We start from the raw sequence: 25,486 nt of genomic DNA, 5'->3' as shown, positions 1-25,486 counted from the left end.
ATCGGAGTTTCACATGACATCTTCCATCTCCAGAATCGGGCTCAACACCGTCGCCGCGCTCGCCATTGGCGGCGTGGTCGCGGCCACCGTCACGTCGAACACGGCGCTGTCGCTTTTGACCCAGGCCATCATCTACGCGGTGTTCGCCAGCGGCGTGGGCCTGCTGCTGCGGCAAAACGGCATGGCCAGCTTCGGCCACGCGCTGTTCTTCGGCGGCTCGGGTTACGCCATGGGCATGATCCTGCAGGCCAAGGCCATGCCGGCCGAGGCGGCACTGCTGTTCACGCTGGCCGCCATCGCCGTGCTGGCCTTCCTGGTGGGCCTGGTGATCGTGCGCGTGCCGGGTGTGGCCTTCGGCATGCTGACACTGGCCATCGGCCAGATGTTCTTCCTCACCGCGTCCAAGGCGCGCGGCATCACCGGCGGTGCCGACGGCATGAACATCGACTGGCCGTCCACACTCTTCGGCGTGCCGATCTCGGCCATCCTCAAGCCGGCCAGCATGTTCCTGCTGTGCTGGGTGGCGATGGTGGTGGTGATGGGGCTGCTGGCCCTGCTGCTGCGCAGCCGCTTCGGCAGCATCACCGAGGCCGTGCGCGACAACGAGGAGCGTGCGCGCTTCATCGGCATCCGCACGCTGGTGCCGCGTGCCGCGATCTATGCGCTGTCGGCCACCGTCACCGGCGTGGCCGGCCTGCTCTCGGCACTGAACACCAGCTTCGTCTCGCCGGAGAACCTGCACTGGAGCCTGTCCGGCGTGGCGCTGATGATGGTCGTGGTGGGGGGCTACAAGGCGCTGTGGGGCCCGGCCATCGGCGCCGTCGTGTACTTCCTGGCCAAGGACATCCTCGGCGATTACGCCAACCACTGGATGGCCATCTTCGGCGTGGCGCTGATCACTGTGATCGTGTTCTCGCCGACCGGCATCGCAGGTGCGCTGAAGCGGCTGTTCCTGGGCAAGAAGAAGCCGGCGATGCAATCCGCCGCACCCGCAACAGCGCACAGCACGGAGGTATTCCAATGAGCGACTATGTCCTCGAGGCCACCGACGTGGCCATCCACTATGGCGGCGTGAAGGCGGTGGACGGCGTTTCGCTGACCCTGCAGCGCGGCCAGATCCGCGGCCTCATCGGCCCCAACGGTGCGGGCAAATCCACGGTGATCGACGCCATCACTGGCCGGGTGCCGCTCACGCGCGGCTCGGTGCAACTCGGCGGCCAGGACGTGAGCGCGCTGGGCGCCACGCAGCGGCGCATGCGCGGCCTGTCGCGCAGCTTCCAGCGCACCAGCATCTTCGGCCAGATGCGCGTGCGCCAGCAGGTGGAACTGGCCTCGCACAAGATGGGCGTGGCCGATTCCGAGGCCGACGCCGACGCGGTGCTGCAGGAGCTCGACCTGATGCCGCTGGCCGAGGTCACCGCCGAAGACCTGGGCTACGGCGAACAGCGCCGGCTCGACCTGGCGCTGGCGCTCGTGGGCCGGCCCAGCGTGCTGCTGCTCGATGAGCCGATGGCCGGTCTTTCCGTGAAGGAATCGCACGACCTGGCCAAGCACCTGAAGGCGCTGACCTCGCGCTGGGACGTGTCGGTGCTGCTCGTGGAGCACGACATGGACGTGGTGTTCGGCATCTCGGACGCCGTCACCGTTTTCGAACTCGGCCGCGTGATCGCCAGCGGCGAACCGGCCGCCGTGCGCGCCGATCCGCGTGTGCGGGAAGCTTATCTGGGGAGCGCAGCATGAGCACACTTGACGAGGGGCCCCGCACGGCGGGGATCGGCAATAGTGCGAAGGCTGCCAGCCACCGACTAGCTTCACGTGGATCAACCACGCAACGTAACGGAGGTGGCGCATGAATGCCTTGTTGAAACTTGAAGATGTCAACGCGTTCTACGGTTCCGCGCACATCCTGCACGGCATGAACCTCACGGTGAATCCCGGCGAGCGCGTGGCCCTGATCGGCCGCAACGGCGTGGGCAAGACCACGGTGGTCAACACCATCCTCGGCCTGGCGACGATGCGTGGCGGACGCATCGGCCTCGGCGCGAAAACCTTGCCGCGGCCACGGCCCTACCTCGCCGCGCAGAACGGTGTGGTGGTGGTGCCGCAGGGCCGGCGCATCGTGGCCAACCTCACGGTGGAAGAGAACCTGCAGCTCGGCGCCGCCGTGGGCCGCAAGGGGCCGTGGAGCGTGCCCGAGATCTACAAGCTGTTCCCCATCCTGCAGGAGCGCGCCCACACGCCGGGCACGGCGCTCTCCGGCGGCCAACAGCAGATGCTGGCCGTGGGCCGCGCGCTGATGGCCAATCCGGCGCTGATCCTGCTCGACGAGCCCACCGAAGGCCTGGCGCCGGTGATCGTGGACCAGCTTGGCGTGATCTTCAACCAGGTTGCGGCGCAGGGCACGGCCTTGCTGCTGATCGAACAGAACATGAGCCTGGTGGTACGTGTGGCCGAACGTTATTGCGCCATGGCCAAGGGCTCGGTGGTGGCGCAAGGCAAGGTCGAAAACACCAAGCAAAGCCTGCACGACCTCGAAGCCCACGTGATGGTTTAACCCTGGTTTTCCAAGCGGCGGCCGGACCGATTCCGGCACTTTGATTCAGGAGACACAAGCATGTTCAAGATGAAAACCCTGCCACGTTCGCTCGCAGCCCTCGCCGTCGCCGGTCTGCTGCCCTTCGCCGTCCTGGCGCAGGGCAAGGAGCCGGTGAAGGTCGGCCTGGTGTCGTCCAAGTCCGGCGTGTTCGCGCAGCAGGGCGAGGAGGTGATGCGGGCCGTTCAGTTCGCGGTGGACGAAGCCAATGCCAAGGGTGGCGTGGACGGCCGCAAGGTGGAGATCACCACCGGCGACGACGAAGGCACGCCCGACGCCGGCCGGCGCGTAGCGGAGAAGATGGCGCGCGACGGCTACAACCTGCTGATCGGCGCGATTCCCTCCTCCATCTCGCTGGCCATCGCCCAAAACCTGGACCGCTGGGACGCGGCCTACTTCGCCGTGGCCAGCAAGTCGGACAAGCTCACCGGCGACACCTGCAAGCCGCGCAGCTTCCGCACCAACCATTCGGACGCGATGGACATCGCCATGATCAATGAGCTGGCCAAGGGGCTGAAGGAAAAATCCTTCGCCATCCTCGCCGCCGACTACGTGTGGGGCCGCGACTCGGGCGAATCCTTCAAGAAGGCCGCCGAAGCCGCGGGCAAGAGCGTGCCGCTGGCGCTGTACGCGCCGCTGGGCACCAAGGACTTCTCGCCCTACATCGCACAGCTGAAGGCCGCCAACGTGGAAGCCATCTGGGTGGCCGAGACCGGCCGTGACGCGATCGCCTTCGTCAAGCAGGCACAGGAATTCGGCCTGATCCCGGCCAAGAAGCTGATCGGCCATGCGCTGATCCAGAACTTCATGATCACGGCCACCGACAAGGCGCTCGAAGGCACGCAGGGCAACACCGCCTACACGCCCGAGATCGACTCGCCGCTGAACAAGAGCTTCGTCGCCGCCTGGAAGGCCAAGTTCAACCGCCTGCCCACCGACAACGAAGGCCAGGCCTACAACGGCGCGCAGGTGATGTTCGACGGCGTGCGACTGGCCAAGAGCGTGAAGCCCGCAGACGTGAGCAAGGCCCTGAGCGGCGCGAAGATCGACACGGTGTACGGCACCTTGACGATGCGCGCGGCGGACAACCAGTTGGTGATGCCGAACTACATGGGCCGCGCCAAGGTGGTGGACGGCGTGCTGCGCCCGGTGATCGAGACGCGCTTCGAGCCCTCGCTCACGCCGCCACCCTCGCCGCTGTGCAAGATGTCCTGATGCGCTCCGGCACGGCCGCTTTCAAGGAGACGACATGCGACAGCTGAAGAAGGTGCTGGTCACCGGCGGCAGCGGCTTTCTCGGCGCGTGGATCGTGCGCCGGCTGCTGGCGCAGCACATCGCCGTGCGGGTGTTCGACATCCACGCGCGGCGCGACACCGTGGCCGCCATCAACGGCGCGCCGGTGGCCGATGCGCTCGACTGGCAGGTGGGCGACATCAGCCGGGCCGACGACGTGGCGCGGGCCATGGACGGCTGCGACGGCGTGATCCACCTCGCCGGCGTGCTCACGCCAGACTGCAGTGCGCGGCCGGTGCGGGGGGCCGAGATCAACCTCATCGGCTCGCTGCACGTGTTCGACGCCGCCATCGCGCAGGGCATGGCCCAGATCGTCTACGCCAGCTCGGCCGGCGTGTTCGGCCCCGACGATGCGCTGCATCCCGCGCCGGCCACGCATTACGGCGCGTTCAAGCTCGCGGTGGAAGGCTCGGCGCAGGCGTACTGGCGCGAGCGCGGCATCGCCAGCGTCGGCTTCCGGCCGTTCGTGGTCTACGGCCCGGGCCGCGAAAGCGGTGCCAGCGCCGGCCCGAGCTTGGCCTGCAGGGCGGCGGCCCGGGGCGAACCGTTCACCATCGGCATCACCGGCGCCTGCGGCCTGGTGTATGTGGACGACGTGGCGCAAGCCTTCGTACAGGCGCTCCTCACACCGGTGCAGGGGGCGCCGGTCTACAACATGGTGGGCGTCACCGCGACCATGGACGAGGTGATCGCCGAGATCCGCCGCCAGGCGCCGGCCGCGCAATTGCGCGCGCAAGGAAAACCGCTGACGATCGCCGACGGCATCGCCGAAGACGGCCTGGATGCGTTCCTGCCCGGCCGGCAGAAGACGCCGCTGACGCAGGGCATCGCGGCCACGTTGCGGCATTACGGCGCCCATTGAGGCTTTCAAGGTTCAGGTCACCCCGAACCTCCGTTCGGGCTGAGGCTGTCGAAGCCCTTGGCCACAGCAAGCAGGCCCTTCGACAAGCTCAGGGCGAACGGGCGGAGCTGTCGCCCATACGAAATATCAACAGACAGGAAAGGAAAACAGCATGCGCAAACTTCGCCTGGCGGTGATCGGCGCGGGCGCCATCGGCCGCACCCACATCGCGCTCGCGCGCGACCACGCGCTGTTCGAACTGGTCGCCATCGTCGACGGCTCGGCGCCAGCCCAAACACTCGCAGCGCAGATCGGCGTGCCCTACCACACCGATGTAGCGGCGATGTTGTCGGCCGAAAAGCCCGACGCCGTGATCGTGGCCACGCCGAACGCCACGCATGCCGACATCGGCGTGATGTGCCTGGCCGCCGACGTCCACGTGCTGGTGGAAAAACCCATCACCGACACCCTGGCCGATGCGCGCCGGCTCTGCGCCGCGGCCGACGCGGCGGGCAAGGTCCTGCTGGTGGGCCACCAGCGCCGCTACAACGGCATCCTGCGCGCGGCGCGCGGCATCGTGCAGTCCGGCCGGCTCGGCCAGTTGGTGTCGGCCACGGGCATGGCGACCTTCCTCAAGCCCGATCCTTATTTCGATATGGCCTGGCGCCGGCGACAAGGGGGCGGGCCGATCCTGATCAACCTGATCCACGACATCGACCTGCTGCGCTTCCTGATGGGCGAAATCGACAGCGTGCAGGCCGCCAGCGCCAACGCCGTGCGCGGCTTCGAAGTGGAAGACACGGCCGCCGTGATCCTGCGCTTCAAGAGCGGCGCGCTGGCCACGATGACCGTCTCCGACAGCACCACCGCGCCTTGGAACTGGGACCTGGCCGCGGGCGAGTCGGCCCACTACCCGCGCCAGGACGTGAACACGCATTTCATCTCCGGCACCCACGGTTCGGTGACGCTGCCGCGCCTGGAGGTGTGGGAATACCGCAGCGACCGCGGCTGGCACCAGCCCTTGACGCAGGAACGCATCGCGCTGCACGATACCAACCCGTATGCCGAGCAGTTGCGCCATTTCGACGCAGTGATCCGCGGCCAGGAGGAACCCGTGTGCAGCGGCGTGGATGCGATGCGCAGCCTGCAGGCCGTGCTGGCCATCCACGAAACGGCGGCCAGCGGCGAGGCGGTGCAGATCGGGGACTGAAACTCCTCGGCTCGCCCTGAGCTCGTCGAAGGACACGAACCAACCCTTCGACAGGCTTAGGGCGAACGGAATTCAGCCCCCTCCCCGTTCGTCCTGAGCCTGTCGAAGGACCTGCTGAGCCCGCCGAAGCCCGCAATGCCCGGACCCACCCTTCGACAAGCTCATGGCGAACGGGAAAAAACCTGAAAGACCCTTGATGACCCACTCGACACCCACACCAACCACCGCCACTCCAGCCCCCATCCACGCCCTGGTCACCGGCGCCGCCGGCGGCATCGGCCGCGGCATCTGTTTCGCGCTGATCGCGCAGGCGCGAAGGGACGGTGCGCCCATCCACATCTCGGCCGCGGCCTCCGCGCCGAGCGAGAAGCTGGACCACCTGCTCGCGGAACTGCGCGCGGCCGGCGCCACGGCGCAGGGCATCACCGGCGACATCACCGACCCCGCGCAGTGCGTGGACCTCGTGGCCCAGGCCCATGCGGGCGGCGGCGATCTCACGGCGCTGGTCTGCAATGCCGGCGCTTCCGGCCCCGGCCGGCTGGTCGACCTGCCGGTGGCGCAATGGGACCACACCTTCCATCTCAACACCCGCTCGGTGTTCGTCATGGCGCAGGCGGCCTATCCGCAGCTGGTGCGCACACGCGGCAGCATCACGGCCGTGGCCTCGATGTCGGGCCTGACGCCGCATCCCGGCTACGGTGGCTATTCGGCGGCCAAGGCCGCCCTGATCATGCTGTGCCGGCAGATGGCGCAGGAATGGGGCGCGGAAGGCATCCGGGTGAACGCGGTCTGCCCCGGCATGACCCATACGCCGCTGACCGCGCCCGTGTACACCGATCCGGCGGTAAAGACCCAGCGCGAAAGCCTGGTGCCGCTGGGCCGCATCGGCCAGCCCGAGGACATCGGCCGCACCGTGGCCTTCCTGGCCGGGCCGGGCGCGGCCTACATCACCGGCCAGAGCCTGGTGGTGGACGGTGGCATCTCGGACCACATGCTCACGATGATCCCGGGCCGGCCCGGCCGGCCGCCGATCGGATCGGCCCCGAAGTAATGCGTTCGGCCGCTTGACCTGCCGCGCCGCGCTGGTTAGGGTGGAGGTGCATCACGAGGAGACCCAACATGCGCGTCAGCGATGAAGAGTATTTCCGCAGCTGCGTCGCCAAGGAGCGGCACCTGGCCCACCTGCTGGGCCACCACCAGATCGAGGAGTGTTACGAAAACGCCGGCACGCTGTGGGAGAACACCACGCAGTTGCCGAAGTGGACCCGCGACTGGGGCGCCTGCGGCCCGCTGATGACCGAACACGGCATCGACCTGCGCTTCACCACGCCGCCGGGCAAGACCACGCCGAGCGAGGTCAGGGCCGGCGCCACCACCGTGCTGGTGAGCGACCATCCGAACCGGGACCGCGCGGCCATGGTGGCGGTGGTGAAGGAGGTGATCTTCCGGCTCGAACACCACAAGGCGGCGAAGGCGGCGTGAGACGAGTGGGGATGGGGATGGGCATGGCGCGTGGGTGATACTGCGGTGGCATCGTTTTTGCACCCAGCTTCGTCATCCGCACTTCTCAGAGAATTCCATGGCCCGTTTCATCTCGCGGCGCTGCTTCGGCGCCCTGCTTCGTACCGCCGCATTCGGCGCCTTGTTCGCCGGCAGCCTGGCCCAGGCGCAGACCGGCGCCATCCGCCTGCTCGTGGGCTTCCCGGCCGGCGGCGGCACCGATGTGATCGCGCGCACGCTCGCCGAAAAACTCAAGGATGAGCTGGGCGCGCCGGTGGTGGTGGAAAACCGCGCCGGCGCGGGCGGCCAGATCGCCGCGCAGGTGCTCAAGACGGCCCGGCCCGACGGCTCCACGTTTTTCCTCACGCACGACCACACGGTGTCGATCCTGCCGCTGGTGGTGAAGAACCCCGGCTTCGACCCGTCGCACGACTTCGTGGCCGTGGCCGGTTTCGCCACGTTCGTGAACGCCCTGGCCGTCTCGGGCGGCACGCCGGCAAAATCGGTGGCCGAGTACCTGGCCTGGACGCGCAACACCCAGGGCGGCCGTGGCACTGTGGGCGTGCCCGCGCCGGCGTCGGTGCCCGAATTCCTGGTGAAGATCATCGGCGAGAAATACAACATCGACCTGCAGGCCGCGCCCTACCGCGGCAGCGCGCCAATGCTGGCCGACATGCTTGGCAACCAGATCTCGGCGGGCATCGGCTCGGTGCCGGATTTCATCGAGAACCACAAAGCCGGCAAGATCCGTGTGATCGCCGTGCTCGGCGACAAACGCCAGGCCTCGCTGCCCGACGTGCCGACCTTCGCCGAGCTCGGCGTCGCCGGCTTTGAGGACGTGCCCTACTACGGCATCTTCGCGCCGGCCGGTACCTCGCGCACCACCATCGACCGCTTCGCCCATGCCATCGCCAAGATCGTCGCCGAGCCCGAGGTGCGCGACAAGTTCACGGCCATGGGTCTTACCGTGGACTACATGCCGCCCGACGTGCTGGCCCGGCGCGAACACGCCTATGCGCAGACCTGGGCCCGCATCATCAAGGCCAGCGGCTTCCAGCCGCAGTGAAATTCTGAAAAGCCGGTTTTTCCGGCCGCTTTACCGCACTTCCGCGGCGCGGGCCTTGCTTAGCATGCAGCCATGAACAGCAAACACCTCCACCGCGAGTCGCCCTGGAACACCGACCTGATGCTGCCGCGCGTGACCGACAACGCCCGGCTGACGGAACTGCAGATCCTGCTCGGCGGCCTGTCGCTGGTGCTGAGCCGCGTGCACCCAGCGTTCGCCAAGACCCGCTTTCTGGCCACGCGCCGTCTCGCCATGCGCCTGACGCGCGGCCTGGAATACAACGACCCGACCAAGGCCCACGTCTGCAGCGAAGACCTGAAGACCGCGCTGGCCGAATGCGAAAGGTCGCTCGACCCCGGCACGCTCATCGTGCTGAAGAAGCTGCTCGCCCGGACGATCCGCGACGAGATCGAATACGCGAACTTCGACCGGCAGATCGACTTCACCTACAGCGATTTCATGGCCGAGGAGAAGATCACCGGGATGTTCGCGGGTGCCGAACAAACCCAGGCGACGGTACAGGGCGCGACGCTGAACTGAACGGGCGTGAGGCAGCACCTCCCTCGTACCGATGGTGCCGATCACTCCGGCAGGCTGCTGGCCTGCGGCAGGCCCGCAGCGATGGCGCGCTCGCGCACATACCTTGCCGTCGGCGGCGCGGTACTTCTCAGCTTGAGAAAGGTTTCCGTGGCCGCCGCGTTGTTGCCTTCCATGAGATAGGCCATGGTGATCAGCCCCAGCGCTGGCAGATGGCCGGGCTGCTGCTCGAGCAGCTTTTCCGCCTGCTGCCGCGCCTTCACCGGCAGGCGTGCCGCCATGTAGGACTGGACCAAGAACATCCGCGCATCGCTGGCCGACGGTACCAGGCTCAGCGCTTTCTCCAGCGCCTCGATCGCCCGACCGAGCTTGAGGGCGCGCATCTGCGCCTCGCCCAGGTTGATCCAGCCATTGGCCAGTTGCGGATCCAGCCGCACCGCGGTTTCGAGTGCCTCGGCCGCCTCGCCCAGGCGATTGAGCTTCAACAGGGCATAACCCTTGGAGCTCCAAGCAACCGATTCGGTGGGGTCGGCCGACACCGCGCGTTCGGTGTAGACCAGCGCGCCCTGGAAGTCGCCTTTGCGCCCCAGCACCCTGGCCATCACGAGGTTGAGGGCGCGCGGCACCGGCTCGGTCTTCTCGACTTCGCGCAGCATTTTCAGCGCTCCGTCCGCATCGTTGCGGCCCTGGCGGGCATCGGCCCAGTAAATGACGTACTCCGGCGGCAGGGCCTCGATGGCATGGGCGCGCGCGAAGGCCGCATCGGCGTCAGCGTAGGCCCGGGCTTCGAGCAACAAAATGCCGTAGGTGCGCAGAGCCCAGACGTCATTGGGTGCCAGCGCCAGCGCGGCCCGGACATCGGCGAAAGCCAGGTCGGTCTTTTTCCGCGTCCGGCGAACGTCGGCGCGGTTCGTCAACCAGGCGGGTTCGGCCGGCTCCAGCGCGATGGCCTTGCCGAATGCGTCCTCGGCCGCGTCCAGACGCTGCGTGGCCACCAGCACGCCGCCCAGGGCGTTCCAGGCCCTGGCCGAATCGGGTGCCAGCGCCACCGCCTTGCGCGATGCCTCCTCGGCTTGTGCGTACCTTCCGGCCTTGTGGTCGGCGTCGGCAAGGGCCACGAGCATTTTGGCTTCCTCGGCGGCCGTTGCGCCCTTCAACAAGCCCGCGCGGAAGGCCGGGCTGGCGTTGCCGTCCTCGGCGGCCAGCGCGGCCAGCCGGACCTTGGTAAAGGCCTCCGTGCTGCCCAGCCGAAGGGCGTTGGTGTAGGCGGCGATGGCTTCGGCGCGGTGACCCAGTGCCTCCTGGATGGCGCCGAGTTGTTCCCAGGCGTACGTGCGTTCGGGCATCTTGCGCAGCGACTCGCGGATCTGGGCCAGCGCGGCTTCCGGCTGCTTGGCCGCCAACAGGATGCGGGCGCGTGTCCGAGCCGGCTCCGGGTAGCCGGGCCAGAGCGACTCGGCCTTGGCCAGTGCCTGCTCGGCCTCATCGGGACGGTTCAGGTCGTACAAAACATCGCCGAGCGTCAGCCAGGCGAACGGCAGATGGTCGTCGAGCGCCAACGCCCGCCGGAAACTGGCCTCGGCCTCCTGCTTGCGGCCCGATGTCTGCTGGGCCTGCCCCAGGTAGACCCAGGCGAGGGCGGCCGTTGGCTGCACGGCGGTCCAGGCCAGCGCGTGCCGCTCCAGCTTGTCCCAACTGGAAGAAGCCTGCAGTTCTTCGGCCAGGTCGGCCCTGTGCCTCTCGGCCTCGGGCGGCACCACGGCGGGCGGCGGCGCTGCGCCGTGCGCCAGCAGATCCGCCACGCCATCGGCCACCACGATCTTGTTCAGGTTCTGGCCCGTGCCCAGCACGGCGGTGGTCAGTCCGAGCAGCCGGCCCTCACGGTCGAACAGGCCGCCACCGCTGGAGCCAGGCGATTGGGGCGCGGTGGCCACCAGCAGGGCGTAGGGCTCGCCCTTCTGCACGATGGTGAGCAGCCCGCTGCTCACGGCCAGCCCGAAACCGAGCGGGTTGCCCACGGCATGCACCGGTTCACCGACGGCCAGGCTGTCGCTGCGCCGCAGCGCAACCGGAGCGGCCTTGAGTTCGGGCACCGACAGCAGACAAAGGTCGACATCCGGCAACTGCGCCGTCCACGCGGCCTTGAACTCGCCGGTGGCGGTGACGACACGGATGACGGGTTCGTCGCGCACGACATGGCAATTGGTCGCGACCTTGCCCGGCGCGACCACCACGCCGCTGCCGTGGCCGTCCTGGACCTGCACCGTCACCACCGATGGCGCCACCCGGTCGAACACCCGCCGCGCATCGTCGCGCGTGTCCGCGGACGGCTCGGCAGACCAGGCGGGCGACGCGGCCCAAGCGGACATGCCCCACACCACCAGCGCGAGCGCTGTCAGCCACCGCGAGGAAAAGAGCGGCTTCCTCATGGCGCAGTCCCCTCGAAAGGCAGCATGCTGCGGCGGTAGCTGTCCGCCGCCGCCTTGGTGTCCAGGGCCAGCAACTGCTGGTAGGCGTCGCGGGCTTCCTTGTGCAGGCCGGCGGCGCGGCGCATGGCGACAAGCTCACTCCAGGCCAACACATCGCGCGGAGCGCGCTGCAGCACCCGCTCCATCGCGTTGGCCGCCTCGCGCGGCCGGTCCAGGCGTTGCAGCACGATGCCGAGCAGCCGCCAGTAACTGGCTTCGTCGGGTGACTTCGCCGTCAGGTCGCTGAGGATGGGCAAGGCTTCGGCGGCCCGGCCGCCACGGTTGAGCGACCACGCGAGGTTGTAGCGCCATCCGTCGTTGGAGGGCGTGGCATCGACGGCCGCCTGGAAGGCCGCGATCGCCTCGGGCCAGCGCTGCATCGCGCCCATCGCCTCGCCGATGCCGCGCCAAGCCTCCTCGCGGTATTCGAGCTGGCGCTCCAGGCTCTTGCGGTACGCCGCGACCGCCGCTTCCGGCGCATCCAGCCGAAGCAGCGCCACGCCGCGCCAGAACCAGGCAATCGAACCATCCTGGTCGGCCGCGGGCAACTGCTGCAGCACCGCGTAGGCGCGCTGGTTCCGCCTGGCCGCCATATAGGCCCTTGCCAGCTCGATACGCGGTTGCAGGCTTTCCGGGAACAAGCCGGACAAGCGCGACCAGATCGCGATCGCCGTCTCGTGGTCGCCCTTGGCTTGCGCCATGCGCGCCAGCCCTTGGTAGGCCTCCAAGAGCCAGGTGTCCAGCTCGATGGCGCGGCGGTACGAAGCCTCGGCCTCCCGATTGGCGCGAGCCACCTCCTGGGTCCGCGCCAGCAGCAGATGGGCCTTGGCGAATTCGGGTTGCGCGGCCACCAGGCGCTCGGCATGGGCCTTGGCCTCGTCGGCCAGGCCGCGCATCAGCAACAGCTCGCCCAGGCTCACGCCGATCCCGGGCTGCTCGGGGCTGACGCGGTACCGTTCGCGCCAAGCGGCCAGTTCCGCCGGTGCGTCTTTCAGCCCGGCCGCGGCGGCCACCGCGAAACGCAGCGCGTCGGCATCGTCGGGCTGCTCGCGCACCCAGGTGGCGGACAGCGCCGACAGTTCGGTCCAGCGCGCGTTGCGCAGCAGCTCCGTGGCCGCGTCGAAGCGCTGCAGTTGCGCAGCCGCCGCCTGAGAACGTGCCACCACCTCGTCGACCCAGGCCGCCAGCGGCGCGAAATTCACGTTCTGCCCGGCGCGGTGGCGGTAGTCGAGCACGCCGACGAGGCGCCCCTCGGCGTCCAGCAGCGCGCCGCCTTCGGAGCCGGGCGACACGGGCGCCGTGAACTGGATGTAACGCTGGCCGCGGAAGCTGCGCACACCGGAGACCACGCCTTCCGAGATGCCGACGCCCAGGCCGGCGGCGTTGGACACGGCATAGACCCGGCTGCCCACTGGCGGCAACTCCCGCTGCACCGTCAACGCCGACCCTTGCGGCATGCTCGCCTCGGGCAGGTCGACCAGGCACAGGTTGCGTTCCCGGTCGCGGGCTGCCACCGCCACGGGCACGCCCTCCTGCGGCCCGTCCGGCCAGCGCAGCCGCACGGTCTGAGCACCTTCGAGTGCTTCGCAGATGGTGACGAAACGACGCGCCTGCACCTGCGTGGCACTGGAGACACCGACGCGCCGGCCCGAGGCGTCCAGCGTCTCCAGCGCAGCGACCGACCCGCCGCTACGGGCGAAGACTTCCTGCGCCGACAGCGCCCATACCGGGTCTGGGTGTGCGAGCGCCAGCAGCGCCGCGAGAGAAACAAGGTGACGGGTCGAAGAAAAGGGTCGGAGGGGAACGGCGGAATGAACTGGCAGGTCAAGAAAAGGCATGCATGGGGGCCGAACAGGGAAAGACGGCAGTCGAGGCGTTGGGCGCTATTTTGGGTGTGCCACGGCCAGCAACGGCCGGGCGCATGACCCGGATGAGGGAAACAATTTGCATCGACCGCCATCTGTTCCGTCAATGCAACGATCGATGACTTGAAGCCCTTGCCGCTGTGCGGCGAAATGTACAAGTGGGCCTTTCGACCTGTGCCGCGGACCCGGTCGCGTCGCCGCATTGCAACCTTTTCACAACAGCCGGACCGGGTTCACCCAGGGGCCCGGTGGTACAGGCCGCGTTAAAGTTTGCGCACACCCTGGAGACAACGCGTTGAGCGACACCACTTTCGACTACATCATCATCGGCGCCGGCACGGCGGGCTGCCTGCTGGCCAACCGGCTCAGCGCGGATGCGAGCAAGCGCGTCCTGCTGATCGAGGCCGGCCCGAAGGACGACTACCATTGGATCCACATCCCGGTGGGCTACCTCTATTGCATCGGCAACCCGCGCACCGACTGGCTCTACCGCACCGAGCCCGATCCGGGCCTGAACGGCCGCACGCTGCGTTATCCGCGCGGCAAGACCCTTGGCGGCAGCTCGAGCATCAACGGCATGATCTACACCCGCGGCCAGGCCCGCGACTACGACCTCTGGGCCGAACTCACGGGCGAGGATTCCTGGTCCTGGCAGAACGCCCTGCCCTACTTCAAGCTGCACGAGGACTACTACAAGGGCGCCGATGCACTGCACGGCGCCAAGGGCACGACGCCTGAACTGCTCGGCGGCAAGAGCCCGGCGGGCAGCTACTGGCACACGCTGCAGCACCGGCATGCCGGCGGCGAATGGCGCATCGAAAAACAGCGCCTGCACTGGGACGTGCTCGACGCCGTGGCCCAGGCTGCGCAGCAGGCCGGCATCCCCGCCTCCAGCGACTTCAACCGCGGCGACAACGAAGGCGTGGGTTATTTCGAGGTCACGCAGAAGAACGGCTGGCGCTGGAACACCGCCAAGGCCTTCCTGCGGCCCACGTGTTATGCGCGGCCCAACTTCGAGCTGTGGACCGCTGCACAGGTGGCGCGGCTGACGCTGGAGCCGACCGACGATGGCCGCCGGCGCTGCACCGGCGCAGAAGTGTTCACCGGCTCCGGCCGGCTCAGGGCGCGCGCGACGCGCGAGGTGATCCTGTGCGCGGGCAGTATCGGCTCGCCGCAGATCCTGCAGCTGTCGGGCATCGGCCCGGCCGAGCTGCTGCAGGGCCTGGGCATCCAGCCGGAGATCGACCTGCCCGGCGTGGGCGCGAACCTGCAGGACCATCTGCAGATCCGCGCGGTGTTCAAGGTAAAGGACGTGCCCACGCTCAACGTGCTCTCGAGCAGCCTCTGGGGCAAGGCCAGGATCGGCCTGGAGTACGCGTTCAAGCGCACCGGGCCGATGAGCATGGCACCGTCGCAGCTCGGCGCGTTCACGCGCAGCGACCCGGGCCAGCCGTACCCGAACATCGAATACCACGTGCAGCCGCTGTCGCTCGACGCCTTTGGCGACCCGCTGCACAGCTTTCCGGCGATCACGGCCAGCGTCTGCAATTTGAACCCCACGAGCCGCGGCACGGTGCAGATCAAGAGCCCGCGATTCGAGGACGCCCCGGCCATCGCGCCCCATTACCTGAGCACTGCGGAGGACCGCCAGGTGGCGGCCGACTCGCTGCGGCTCACGCGGCGCATCATGGCGCAGCCAGCCCTGGCACGGCTGCAGCCCGAAGAATGGAAACCGGGCGTGCAGTTCCAGAGCGACGAGGAGTTGGCCCAACTTGCCGGCGACATCGCCACGACGATCTTCCATCCCGTGGGCACCACCAAGATGGGGCGGGACGATGATCCGATGGCCGTGGTCGACGCGTTCCTCAAGGTCCGCGGCGTGGCCGGGCTGCGCGTGGTGGACGCGGGGGTGATGCCGACCATCACCAGCGGCAACACCAATGCCCCGGCCTTGATGATCGCGGAAAAGGCGGCCCACTGGATCGCCGAGGCAGCGCGTTAAGCCTCGCTTTTGAACATGTAATTGCGCGCGATTTTTCGTTCCCGTTCGCTCTCGCGAGGTTTGGTTTGTATGCACATCACCGGTCAGGGTAAGTCCCAATGCCCCGGCTTGGTGCACCAACTACAGTAGCGCCACTTGCACTCAGGCCCCGGCCTGTCAAAGCGAGGGACCGAGGAGACAGCCCAAAAAGCAGAACACAATTCAGGCATCCGAACGAGATGTTTTTTCAAAGCGCCGCAACCCGGCGCTTTTTTTATGCCTGGCGACCGCGGCCGGAAGGCACATCCGTCTCGGATTTCGCCGGAAATGCGGGTGCGACAATGCCCGCCATGGAATTGCTGCTTGTATCAATGGCCTCGCTGCTGGCCGGTTTCGTCGATGCGATTGTGGGCGGTGGAGGCCTGATCCTGGTGCCCGCCCTGTTTGCCGTGTTCCCCACGACCCATCCCGCCACCTTGCTCGGCGTCAACAAGGGTGCCTCGATCTGGGGCACGGGTTTCGCCACATGGCAATATGCCCGGCGGGTCGACATGCGCTGGCATGCGCTGCGGCCGGCCGCGGCAGCGGGCTTTGCCGGCTCCCTCGGCGGTGCCTGGCTGGTCACGGTGATCTCGCCGGATTTCCTGCGCAAGCTGCTGCCGCTGGTGCTGGTGGGCGTGCTGGCCTACACGCTGGCCAAGAAGGAACTCGGCCGCGTGCACGCACCCCGTTTCGAAGGCCGACAGGAAATGTGGGCCGCCACCGCCATCGGCCTGGTCATCGGTTTCTACGACGGCTTCTTCGGCCCGGGCACGGGCAGCTTCTTCGTTTTCCTGCTGGTGCGCTGGCTGGGCTACGACTTCCTCAACGCCTCGGCCTCGGCCAAGCTGCTCAACACCGCAACCAACCTCGCGGCGCTGATCCTGTTCGCGGTCAAGGGCCATGTTTGGTGGCACTTCGTGGTGGTGATGGCGCTGGCCAACGTGATCGGCAGCCTGCTCGGCACGCGGCTCGCGCTCAAACACGGCGCGGGTTTCGTGCGCATCGTGTTCATCGCCGTGGTGAGCGTGCTGATCTTGAAGACGGGCTACGACGCGTTCCTGCGTTAGCGGGCCACCCATGGACTCCATCCTGTTCATCGTGGCGCTGGGCGCCATCGTCGCGGGTTTCGTGCAGGGCCTGTCGGGCTTTGCGTTTGGGCTGGTGGCGATGTCGTTCTGGGCCTGGGCGCTCGAGCCGCGCCTGGCCGCCACGCTGGTGGTGTTCGGCTCGCTAACCGGGCAGGTCATCGCCGCCGTCTCGGTGCGCCGCGGCTTCGACATCCCGAGCCTGCTGCCCTTCGTGCTCGGCGGCCTGGCCGGCATTCCGCTCGGCGTGGCGCTGCTGCCGCGCATGGACATGGACTGGTTCCGCCTGGTGCTCGGCGGCCTCCTGGTGGTGTGGTGCCCCGCGATGCTGATGGCCCGGCACCTGCCCCGCATCACCGCCGGCGGCCGGCCGGCCGATGCGGTCGTGGGCCTGGCGGGCGGCGTGATGGGCGGCCTCGGCGGCTTTACCGGTGCGTTGCCGACGCTGTGGTGCACGCTGCGCGGGCTGGAGAAGGACGCGCAGCGGGCCATCGTGCAGAACTTCAACCTGGCCATGCTGGCCGTGACCATGGGCAGCTATCTGGCCACCGGCATCGTCACACGCGCGATGCTGCCGATGTTCGGTGTGGTAGCCGCCGCCATGCTGGTGCCAACGCTGCTCGGCACGCGGCTCTACATCGGCATCAGCGAGGCGGCCTTCCGCAGGATCGTGCTCGGCTTGTTGACGGCCTCGGGTGTGGCGATGCTCGCGGCCTCGGTGCCGCGGCTGCTGGCCCGTCTCTGAACCCGGCCCCGGCTAGAGCTCGAGCGTGATCTGCCGCCAGTCGGCGCCCACGGTGTCGTGGACCACGGTGGCGCCGGTGAAGCCGATGCGGCGGCCGTCCGCCGCGGGCAGGCGCAGGACCAGGCTGTCCTGCGCTGGCGGGTGGACACCTTCGCGCAGCACGCCGATCTGCAGGCTCTGCGGCGTACACGCCACCTGCAGCCGCCACTGGCCGGATGCGCCGCCCTGCGTGCGGCCGTCGTCCTCGTAACACGTCGACTCGAACTGGCCCTCGCCGAGGAAGGGAAACAGCTGGAAGCCGCGCAGGTCCTCGACCCGGCCGAAATGGATGTCGCCGTAGTTCATCGGGATCGCGCAGCCTTCGCGCGCCAGCAGCGGCGGCGGGCCATCGAGCGGCGCCGCCAGCGTGATCAGCCGGCCGGCGGGGTGATGCCGCGCCGAATGCCATTCGTACCAGCCGCCCGTGCCCGGCAGCCATACCGCGCGTTCGGTCTGGCCCGGCTCGACCACGGCCGCCGACAGCAGGTTGGCGCCGACCAGCATGTCGTCGTTTTCTTCCAGGCAACGCAGGTCTTCGGGGAAGTCGTGGTAGGTCGGCCGGATGATCGGCTCGAAGCCGCGGTGGTAGCGCCAGACCAGGTCGTACAGGTAGGGCATCAGGCGGTAGCGCAGCACGATGAGTTCGCGGATCTGCGGGGTGACGGCCGGGTACATCCAGGGCTCGTTCACCGTCTGGTCGTCGTTCCACGAATGGATGCTGAAGCGCGGCAGGAAGATGCCGTGCTGCACCCAGCGCACCAGCAGCTCGGGGCCGGGGGCGGGGCCGGAAAACCCGCCGATGTCATGCCCGGTGTTCGATACGCCCGACATCGCCAAGCCCAGCCCCATGCGGATGTTGTAGCGCAGGGTTTCCCAGGCCGTGTAGTTGTCGCCCGACCAGGTCTGCACGTAGCGCTGCATGCCCGCCGCGCCGGAGCGCGACACGAGGTAGGGCCGCTCGGTCGGCGCGAACTCGGTCTGCGCGGCGTGCGAGGCCTGCATCATCAGCAGCGTCTGCAGCGGGCGCGCCTCGCCCACCGGCCGCGGCGTGCCGAAGCCGTGCGCCATGGCCTTGTCGCTCCACACTTCGAATTCGTTGTTGTCGTTCCAGGTGGTGGGGATGCCGTACTGCAGCAGTTGCTCCGTCACCTGTTTCTTCCACCAGGCGATGGTCGCGGGGTTGGTGAAGTCGAGGTAGGCGCCGGTGCCGTCCCAGAACTGCACGGCGGTGGGCTGGCCGTCCGGATCCTGCACCAGCAGGCCGGCCTGGCGCGCCTCTTCGAAGCGCGGGTGGTCGCGCAGCAGCGCGGGCTTGATGTTGGGCACGAGCCGCACACCGCGGTCGAGGTAGCTCTGCACGAACGCCGCGGGGTCGGGAAACTTCTCGCGGTTCCAGTGGAAGACGTAACGGCCCGGGCCGATCGAGGTGTAGCCCGAAGACAGGTGGAACGAGTCGCAGGGAATGTCGTGTTCCTCGCACCGCTGCAGGAATTCGCCCATGCGCTCCTGCGCGTCGGGCGCGTCGGTGTAGCGCATGGTCGAGCCCGAGTAGCCGAGCGCGTAACGCGGCGGGAAGATCGGCCGGCCGGTGAGCCAGGTGTAGCGCCGGGTGATGGCGGCCGGATCGGCGCCGGCGATGTAGTACAGGTCGAGGTCGCCGTGGTCGGCCACGAAGTAGCGGTAGTGGCCGTGGTAGTTGTCCATCTCCCGGCCCATGTCGAAGCTGCAGTCGGACAGGGTGTCGTAGAACAGGCCGAAGCAAAGGCCGGTGTCCTTCCCGCCACCCTTGCGCGTGATGTAGAACGGGATGTGCTTGTACAGCGGGTCGGTGCTGCGCGCGCTGTAGCCCATCGGGTCGAGGTTGCACATGCGGTAGCGCTGGCCCGCGCGGTTGGCGTCGCCCGCGCGTTCGCCCAGGCCGAAGTAGGCCTCGCCGCGTTCGCGCTGCAGGTAGTGGTAGACCTTCTCGTCCCACCAGCCGAAGTTGTAGCTCTGCGTGGCGCGGTCGGCGGCCGTGGCCTGCCAGGCGCCGCGGTGGCGGCTTTCCCAGCGGCAGAAGAAGCCTGCGAGCGCAATCGTGAGGCGTACGGCGCCGGTGGTGATCTGCAGCCGGGCATCGTCGTGCGTGAGCTTGAAGGCCGGCAACGAAAAGCCGCTCAGGTCGAACCGGTCGCGGCCTTCGGGGGGCAGGTTGTCGAGGCCCGGTGCCACGGTCCAGGTGCGCGGCATCTGCAGGTCGCCCTGCGGCAACACCAGCACGCGCACCATGTCTTCCTCCAGCACCCAGACATGGGCCGTGGCGAGGCCGCCGCTGCGCAGCACGATGTGGTTGCCGCTGTGTGATTGCAGGCTGAATACGGGAGCTTGGTCTAAACGCATGGTCGTCATCGATGGGTGGCGGGTCAGGGTCACAATCTCAGGCCTTGCGGGTCGAAGAAATGCAGGTGTTCGTCCGGCGCGCTGACACGCACGGTGTCGCCGCGCTGGATGCGCGTCTGGCCCGGCAGGATGACTTCGAACGCAGCCTCGGGCACCACGTTGCCGTGCAGGATGCTGGTGCTGCCGAGCTGCTCGACCTGCGACACCTGCATCGACAGCGGCCCCTGGTCGGAGAGTTGCGCGTGTTCGGGGCGGATGCCCACGGTGGCCGCGCCGGCCTTGGCGCGGGGCATCTGCGCTACCGGAACGAAGTTCATGCGCGGGCTGCCGATGAAGCCGGCGACGAACTGGTTGCAGGGCCGGTTGTACAGGTCCAGCGGCGAGCCGACCTGCTCGATGCGGCCGCCTCGCAGCACCACGATCTTGTCGGCCATGGTCATGGCCTCGACCTGGTCGTGCGTGACGTAGACCATGGTCGCGCCCAGGCGGGCATGCAGGTCGCGGATCTCGGCGCGCATCGACACGCGCAGCTCGGCATCGAGGTTGGACAGCGGCTCGTCGAACAGGAACAGCTTGGGTTCGCGCACGATGGAGCGGCCGATGGCCACGCGCTGGCGCTGGCCGCCGGAGAGTTGCGTGGGCTTGCGCTGCAGCAGCGGTGCGAGCTGCAGCATGGTGGCCGCGGCGTTGACCTTGCTCTCGATGACCGATTTGGCCACGCCCAGGTTCTCCAGGCCGAAGGCCATGTTGTCGTACACACTCATGTGCGGGTAGAGCGCGTACGACTGGAACACCATGGAGCAGCCGCGGTGCGCCGCGCTCACGTCGTTGACACGCTGGCCGTCGATGCGGATGTCGCCGCCGCTGGCCGGCTCCAGGCCGGAGATGATGCGCAGCAGCGTGGATTTGCCGCAGCCCGAAGGGCCGACGAAGACCACGAATTCGCCGTCGGCCACCTGCAGGTCGACGCCGTGGATGATGGTGGTCTTGTCGAAGGTCTTGACGACTTTGGAGAGTTCTAGCGTAGCCATGGGAGTCCTTATTTCACACCGGCACTGGCGATGCCGGTGGTGATGTATTTCTGCAGGAAGGCGAAGACGATGGTGATCGGGATCAGCGTGATCACGGTCATGGCCAGCAGGTAGTGCCATTGGGTGTTGAGCTCGCCCTGGAAGGCGTTGAGCGCGAGCTGCAGCGTGAAATGCTCCGACTTGGACAACACGATCAGCGGCCACAGGAAATCGTTCCAGCGCCACATGAACGAGAAGATGGCCAGCACGGCCATGGCCGGCGCGGCCAGCGGCAGGATGATCTTCCAGTAGATGCGCCACTCGCTGGCGTTGTCCATGCGCGCGGCTTCGAGCAGTTCATCGGGAATGGTCAGCATGTACTGGCGCAGCAGGAAAACGCCGGTGGGCGTGGCCACGGCGGGCAGGATCACGCCCCACAGGTTGTTGAGCAGGTGCAGTTCGGAGATCACCAGGAAGGCCGGCACCAGAATGATGGTGGGCGGGATCATCAATGTGCCGATGATCAGCACGAACACCGTCTTCTGCCCCGTGAACTGGTACTTGGACAGGGCAAAGGCCGCCATTGAGTTGAACAGCAGGGTGAGCACGGTGGCCACCACGGTGATGAAGACGCTGTTCCACAGGTAGGTGCCGAAGGCGAACTTGCCGAAGATCTCGGTGTAGTTGCCGCTGGCGAACTTGAGTTCGTTGACCGGCTGGCGGTCGTTGATGTTCACGCGGATCTCGGTCTGCGGCGCGGCCGGGTCCACCATGGTCGCCACCAGGCCGATGCGGCGCACCTGGGCGAGTTCGCGCACCTGGCCCTGGTCGTCCTTGGCCTTGAACAACGGCAGCGGTTTGTCGTAACCGGCCACCACGACTTCCTTCTGGCTGTAGGGCAGGAAGGTCGGCGGGAACTGGCTCAGCGCGCTTTCGGTCTTGAAGGACGACATCACGAGCCAGAGCACTGGGCCGAACATCACGACCAGGCCGGCCAGCAGGTAGGCGTAGGAGAGCCAGTCGGTCCAGTGCAGGCGGGTGCCGCCATGCCGGCGGCCTCGGGTACGGGTGAGGAAATTCGCCATCGCTGCGTCCTTATTTCTTGACCTTGCCGGCTTCACCGGCCTTGGACAGCCGGAGCTGCACGAGGGTGAGCGCCATCAGCCCCACGGCCAGGATCAGCGAGGCCGCCGCGGCCAGGCCGTAGAGGTGGATCTGCTCGGCGAACCCGGTCTGGTAGATGTATTGCACGATGAAAGTGGTGGCAGAGCCCGGGCCGCCGCCGGTGAGCACGAACACCTCGTCGAAGCTCTGCACCGCGCGGATCATCACCAGCACCAGTACGACGATCAGGTTGGGCATGAGCAGCGGCAGCGTGATGCGATAGAGCACGCGGAACGGCTTGGCCGCATCCATCTCGGCGGCTTCGTACACGTCCTTGGGAATCGCCTGCAGGCCGGCCAGCAGGATCAGCGTGTAGAAGCCCATGTGGGCCCAGATCGACACCACGACGACCCAGAAGAAGGCCCAGTGCCGGTCGAGCAGCCAGTCCATCGGCTGCGCGCCCATGGCCACCAGGCCGGCGTTGAACACGCCCTGGCTTTGCAGCAGCCATTTCCAGATCAGCGCCACCACCACCGGCGACAGCAGCACAGGGTAGAAGAACACGCCGCGCCAGAAACCGCGGCCGATGATCTTGCGGTTGAGCACCAGCGCCGTGACCAGCGAGAAGAACAGCATCAGCGCCACCTGGATCAGGCTGAACTTCACGGTGTTGAAGATCGAGCGCCAGAAGATGTCGGTGCGGCAGGACTGCAGGTCGGTGTAGTCGCGGCATTCGAGCAGGATCGCGAAATTCTCCAGTCCCGCGTACGGCCGCTGCGTCGGCAGCAGGTTCACCCCGCCCGTGAACGCATAAACCAGGTTCGCCACGATCGGCAGGAAGGTGAAGATGCTGATGATCAACAGGTTCGGCCCGACGAACAGCCAGCCGATGCGCGACGAGCCGAGCAGCTTTTGCCCGAGGCGGAACACCGGCTCGAACAGGTTGAAGAAGAAGCCCAGGAGGCTGGTGAAGACTGACATACGGACTCCGATCTACTTTCAGGCACATGCCCCACCGTCGAAGGCCCTTCGAAAAGCTCAGGGCGAACGGGGGGTGCTTCGACGAGCTCAGCACGAACGGGGTTGGCAGCGTTGGCGGACCAGCGTGTCTCATTCCAGAACAACCGCGGAACCGTCTTCGCCGGGCCGCAGGTTGTGCCCCCTGCAAGCCTGTCCTGAGCTTGTGGAAGGAGGGGTGGGCGGCTACACACAGTGCGCCAACCTGGGGTGTGCCTATTTTTCAGCCTGTTTGACGGCCTCGGCCATGTCGGCGCCGATCTTGGTCACGGCTTCGTCGACGCTGATCTCGCCGACGATGGCCTGGGTGACGCGCGTCACGGTGGGCAGCATCAGCGCGCGGTTGTACTTGTAGCCCTGCAGCGCGTAGGCGGCCGGTGCCAGCGTGGCGGTGCCGCTGGTGAACACGCCGAGTGCCGCCTGGGCCGCCGGGCCGGCACTCGGATAGGCCACGCCCTTCTTCGCCACGCCGGCATGGGCCGGGATGCTGTTGGTGCGCGAGGCGAACTCGGCCACCTGGGCTTCCTGCGCCATGAAGTCGAGGAAACGACCGACTTCCTTGGGCGACTTGGTGGTCTTCAGCGCCACCCAGGCCGAGCCGCCGGGCATGCCGGAGCAGGCGGCCGGGCCGCACGGGTTGGGCACCGCCACCCAGTCGAAGGCATTGCCGATTTCCTTCTGCATGCGGTTGATCTGCCACGAGCCCGACAGGATCATCACCAGCCGGCCGTTCTTGAATTCGCCCACGGTGTCGGCGTAGCTGGAGCCGCCGGAGCCGCCCCACACGTCCTTGAGCATGGTGCCGTCCTTGTGCCAGGCGACGAACTTACCCACGGCCGTCTTGTAGCCATCGTCCAGCGCCACGTTGCCCTTGGCGTCGAAGATCTTGGCGCCGAAGCTCACCGCCGGGCCGGCAAAGCGGTGGCCCGACCGGTCCCAGGCCATCGCCGCGGGCGTCTGCGTGGCCTTGGCCACCTTGCGCGCCGCATCGGCCCATTCGTCCCAGGTGGCCTTCGGGCCGGGCAACGGGATCTTCGCCTGTTCGAACAGCGTCTTGTTGACGAACGGGCCGGTCATGGTGAGCTGCGACAGGAAGCCGTAGATGCCCTTGTCGCCGGCCTTGTTGCGCATCCAGGGCAGCGTGCTGCCGAAGTTGTCTTCCCAGTACTTGCGGTCCTTCACATAGGGCGCGATGTCGATGTAGTTCTTCGACAGGCCGCCGATCTCCGCGACCCGCGCGATGTCGGGGCCCTGCCCGGCGGCGAGCTGGATCGGCAGCTGCTCGACCACGGTCTTGTATGGCACGGTGTCGAGGATCACCCTCGCACCCGGGTTCTGCGCCTCGTAGCGTTTGATGAGGTCGGCGGTGACCTCGCATTCGTTGCCGTCCTGGTAACACATGACGCGGATGTCGGCCAACGCGGTGGAGGCCAGGCCCATCAGCGCAATGCCGACGGCGGTGTTCAGAATTCCGGATAAGCGCTTCATGTGTCTCCGTGCTTTCTTGGTTATTGGGGGTCCGATGAATTATTATGGCAAACGTTTGCCAAAAAGACCAAGGCTTTGTCGATGCTCTCGGGAAAACCCTGAGCCGGGGCCATGGACGTCGCGCGGTGCCCCGGCTGCGACAATGACCGATGGGCACCGCGGCCCCTGCAAAGGCCCATGATGGACGGGAGATCAAGGAAAACATGACGGACGAAAGTCGCCCAGGCATAGGACCGGTGTCGCTGGCCACGGTGGCGGCGAAGGCTGGCGTCTCGATCGCCACGGTGTCGCGCATCGTGAACGGTGAAACCCGCCGCGCGTCGCCGGAAACGCTCGAACGGGTGCGGCAGGCGATCAAGACCGTCGGCTACCACCCCAACCAGCTGGGCCGCGCGCTGCGCAACCGCGAAAGCCGCCTGGTGGCGATGCTCGCCGCCAACCTCGACAACCCCGTCATGGCCACCATCGCGGCTTCGACCGAGGCGGCGTTGCGCGAGGCCGGCTACACCATGATCCTGTGCGACACGCACGATCGCCCCGACCTGCAGGACGACTACCTCAACGCCATGCGTTCGCAGGTGGTGCAGGGTTATGTGATGGTGGCCAGCCAGCCCAGCCCCGGGTTGCGCGACTTCGTGGATCGCGGCGCGCCGATGGTCTTCGTGAGCCGGCGCAGCCCGTTCGGCGAATGTGCCTTCGTCGGGCCGGACAACCTGGCCGCAGGCGCCGCCGCGGCCGACTACCTGCTCGACCGCGGCATCGACGCGCCGGCCGTGGTGTTCCCGTCGCGCGGCTCGTCCACCACGCGTGAACGCGTGAAAGGGTTCTGCGACCGTGCCACCGCCAGGGGCGTTCCGGCTGGGCAGGTTCGCCATGTCGAGGCGCCCGGTATCTCGCACCTGGAAATCGGCTATGCCGCCGCCGCCCACTTTGCCGCGCCCCAGGCCTGGCCACGCGGCGCGATGTGCATCAGTGACCAGGTGGCCTATGGCGTGCACCGGCTGGCGCGCGAGAGCGGTGTGCGGGTGCCGCATGACTGCGAACTGGTGGGCATCGACGGCAATCCGATCAATGCCTGGCTCGCGCCGTGGCTCACGTCGGTAGAGATCCCGCACCGCGACTTCGGCCCGCGTGTCGTCGATCTGCTGATCGGCCTGTGGGGCGGCCAGCCGCCGCGCGAACACCTGATGCCGCACCGCATGGCCGCGGCGCTGGAAAGCTGA

General features: G+C 67.7%; 21 protein-coding genes. 14 read left to right on the top strand and 7 right to left on the bottom strand.

Going from position 1 to position 25,486, the window contains the following annotated elements; translation table 11 throughout:
• The first annotated feature begins 13 nt into the window (after positions 1-13).
• The 10 genes from RD110_RS01480 to RD110_RS01435 all read left to right on the top strand — a co-directional run bounded on the left by RD110_RS01480 (position 14) and on the right by RD110_RS01435 (position 9,043).
• Positions 14-1,024 (top strand): branched-chain amino acid ABC transporter permease, encoded by a 1,011-nt coding sequence (locus tag RD110_RS01480; RefSeq protein ID WP_076196008.1) that lies wholly within the window; start codon positions 14-16, stop codon positions 1,022-1,024.
• A complete protein-coding gene (locus RD110_RS01475) occupies positions 1,021-1,740 on the top strand; it encodes an ABC transporter ATP-binding protein (protein WP_076196006.1) in 720 nt (239 codons plus the stop codon). The genes RD110_RS01480 and RD110_RS01475 overlap by 4 nt, the downstream gene beginning before the upstream one ends.
• 109 nt (positions 1,741-1,849) lie before the next feature.
• Positions 1,850-2,554 (top strand): ABC transporter ATP-binding protein, encoded by a 705-nt coding sequence (locus RD110_RS01470; protein ID WP_076196004.1) that lies wholly within the window; start codon positions 1,850-1,852, stop codon positions 2,552-2,554.
• Positions 2,555-2,614: 60 nt separating this feature from the next.
• Positions 2,615-3,808, top strand: coding sequence for an ABC transporter substrate-binding protein (locus RD110_RS01465; RefSeq protein ID WP_076196002.1), 1,194 nt, complete (start codon positions 2,615-2,617; stop codon positions 3,806-3,808).
• Between the two features lie 34 nt (positions 3,809-3,842).
• Positions 3,843-4,748, top strand: coding sequence for an NAD-dependent epimerase/dehydratase family protein (locus RD110_RS01460; RefSeq protein ID WP_076196000.1), 906 nt, complete (start codon positions 3,843-3,845; stop codon positions 4,746-4,748).
• Between the two features lie 151 nt (positions 4,749-4,899).
• Entirely contained in the window at positions 4,900-5,937 is a 1,038-nt protein-coding gene (locus RD110_RS01455) for a Gfo/Idh/MocA family protein (protein ID WP_076195998.1), read from the top strand.
• Positions 5,938-6,133: 196 nt separating this feature from the next.
• Positions 6,134-6,988, top strand: coding sequence for an SDR family NAD(P)-dependent oxidoreductase (locus RD110_RS01450; protein ID WP_076195996.1), 855 nt, complete (start codon positions 6,134-6,136; stop codon positions 6,986-6,988).
• A gap of 68 nt (positions 6,989-7,056) precedes the next feature.
• Positions 7,057-7,419, top strand: coding sequence for an aminoacyl-tRNA synthetase (locus tag RD110_RS01445; RefSeq protein WP_076195994.1), 363 nt, complete (start codon positions 7,057-7,059; stop codon positions 7,417-7,419).
• 97 nt (positions 7,420-7,516) lie between these two features.
• On the top strand, positions 7,517-8,503 hold the full coding sequence (locus tag RD110_RS01440; RefSeq protein WP_076195992.1) for a Bug family tripartite tricarboxylate transporter substrate binding protein: 987 nt from the start codon (positions 7,517-7,519) through the stop codon (positions 8,501-8,503).
• 72 nt (positions 8,504-8,575) lie between these two features.
• Complete coding sequence (locus tag RD110_RS01435) at positions 8,576-9,043, top strand: hypothetical protein (RefSeq protein WP_076195990.1); 468 nt, start codon at positions 8,576-8,578, stop codon at positions 9,041-9,043.
• A 41-nt stretch (positions 9,044-9,084) separates the two neighbouring features.
• On the opposite strand, the gene RD110_RS01430 is transcribed toward RD110_RS01435, so the two are convergent.
• Together RD110_RS01430 and RD110_RS01425 are read right to left on the bottom strand one after the other, a co-directional pair.
• Entirely contained in the window at positions 9,085-11,469 is a 2,385-nt protein-coding gene (locus tag RD110_RS01430; protein ID WP_076195988.1) for a tetratricopeptide repeat protein, read from the bottom strand.
• Positions 11,466-13,346, bottom strand: coding sequence for a serine protease (locus tag RD110_RS01425; RefSeq protein WP_083686055.1), 1,881 nt, complete (start codon positions 13,344-13,346; stop codon positions 11,466-11,468). Before RD110_RS01425 ends, RD110_RS01430 begins: the two co-directional genes overlap by 4 nt.
• A gap of 322 nt (positions 13,347-13,668) precedes the next feature.
• On the opposite strand from RD110_RS01425, the gene RD110_RS01420 reads away from it, so the two are divergent.
• The 3 genes from RD110_RS01420 to RD110_RS01410 all read left to right on the top strand — a co-directional run bounded on the left by RD110_RS01420 (position 13,669) and on the right by RD110_RS01410 (position 17,226).
• Positions 13,669-15,375, top strand: a complete 1,707-nt coding sequence (locus RD110_RS01420; RefSeq protein ID WP_076195984.1) for a GMC family oxidoreductase — start codon at positions 13,669-13,671, stop codon at positions 15,373-15,375.
• A gap of 329 nt (positions 15,376-15,704) precedes the next feature.
• Positions 15,705-16,463: a sulfite exporter TauE/SafE family protein gene (locus RD110_RS01415; protein WP_076204222.1), complete on the top strand. Its 759-nt coding sequence runs from the start codon at positions 15,705-15,707 to the stop codon at positions 16,461-16,463.
• A gap of 10 nt (positions 16,464-16,473) precedes the next feature.
• Positions 16,474-17,226: a sulfite exporter TauE/SafE family protein gene (locus RD110_RS01410; RefSeq protein ID WP_076195982.1), complete on the top strand. Its 753-nt coding sequence runs from the start codon at positions 16,474-16,476 to the stop codon at positions 17,224-17,226.
• Between the two features lie 12 nt (positions 17,227-17,238).
• Here the strand turns inward: RD110_RS01410 and RD110_RS01405 are convergent, their stop codons facing one another.
• The 5 genes from RD110_RS01405 to RD110_RS01385 form a co-directional block, all read right to left on the bottom strand.
• On the bottom strand, positions 17,239-19,644 hold the full coding sequence (locus RD110_RS01405) for a glycoside hydrolase family 31 protein (protein ID WP_076204221.1): 2,406 nt from the start codon (positions 19,642-19,644) through the stop codon (positions 17,239-17,241).
• 29 nt (positions 19,645-19,673) lie between these two features.
• The gene (locus tag RD110_RS01400) at positions 19,674-20,675 is read right to left on the bottom strand and encodes an ABC transporter ATP-binding protein (RefSeq protein ID WP_076195980.1); all 1,002 of its coding nucleotides are present in this window, start codon (positions 20,673-20,675) and stop codon (positions 19,674-19,676) included.
• An 8-nt stretch (positions 20,676-20,683) separates the two neighbouring features.
• A complete protein-coding gene (locus tag RD110_RS01395) occupies positions 20,684-21,739 on the bottom strand; it encodes a carbohydrate ABC transporter permease (protein ID WP_076195978.1) in 1,056 nt (351 codons plus the stop codon).
• Between the two features lie 10 nt (positions 21,740-21,749).
• Positions 21,750-22,739, bottom strand: coding sequence for a carbohydrate ABC transporter permease (locus tag RD110_RS01390; protein WP_083686054.1), 990 nt, complete (start codon positions 22,737-22,739; stop codon positions 21,750-21,752).
• Between the two features lie 252 nt (positions 22,740-22,991).
• Positions 22,992-24,263: an ABC transporter substrate-binding protein gene (locus RD110_RS01385; protein WP_076195976.1), complete on the bottom strand. Its 1,272-nt coding sequence runs from the start codon at positions 24,261-24,263 to the stop codon at positions 22,992-22,994.
• A 203-nt stretch (positions 24,264-24,466) separates the two neighbouring features.
• On the opposite strand from RD110_RS01385, the gene RD110_RS01380 reads away from it, so the two are divergent.
• Positions 24,467-25,486 carry a LacI family DNA-binding transcriptional regulator gene (locus tag RD110_RS01380; RefSeq protein WP_076204216.1) on the top strand — a complete coding sequence of 340 codons (1,020 nt, stop codon included), beginning with the start codon at positions 24,467-24,469 and terminating at the stop codon, positions 25,484-25,486.

It is taken from the genome of Rhodoferax koreense (assembly GCF_001955695.1).
GTDB lineage: Bacteria > Pseudomonadota > Gammaproteobacteria > Burkholderiales > Burkholderiaceae_C > Rhodoferax_B > Rhodoferax_B koreensis.
This window is presented reverse-complemented; position numbering and strand designations above follow the sequence as displayed.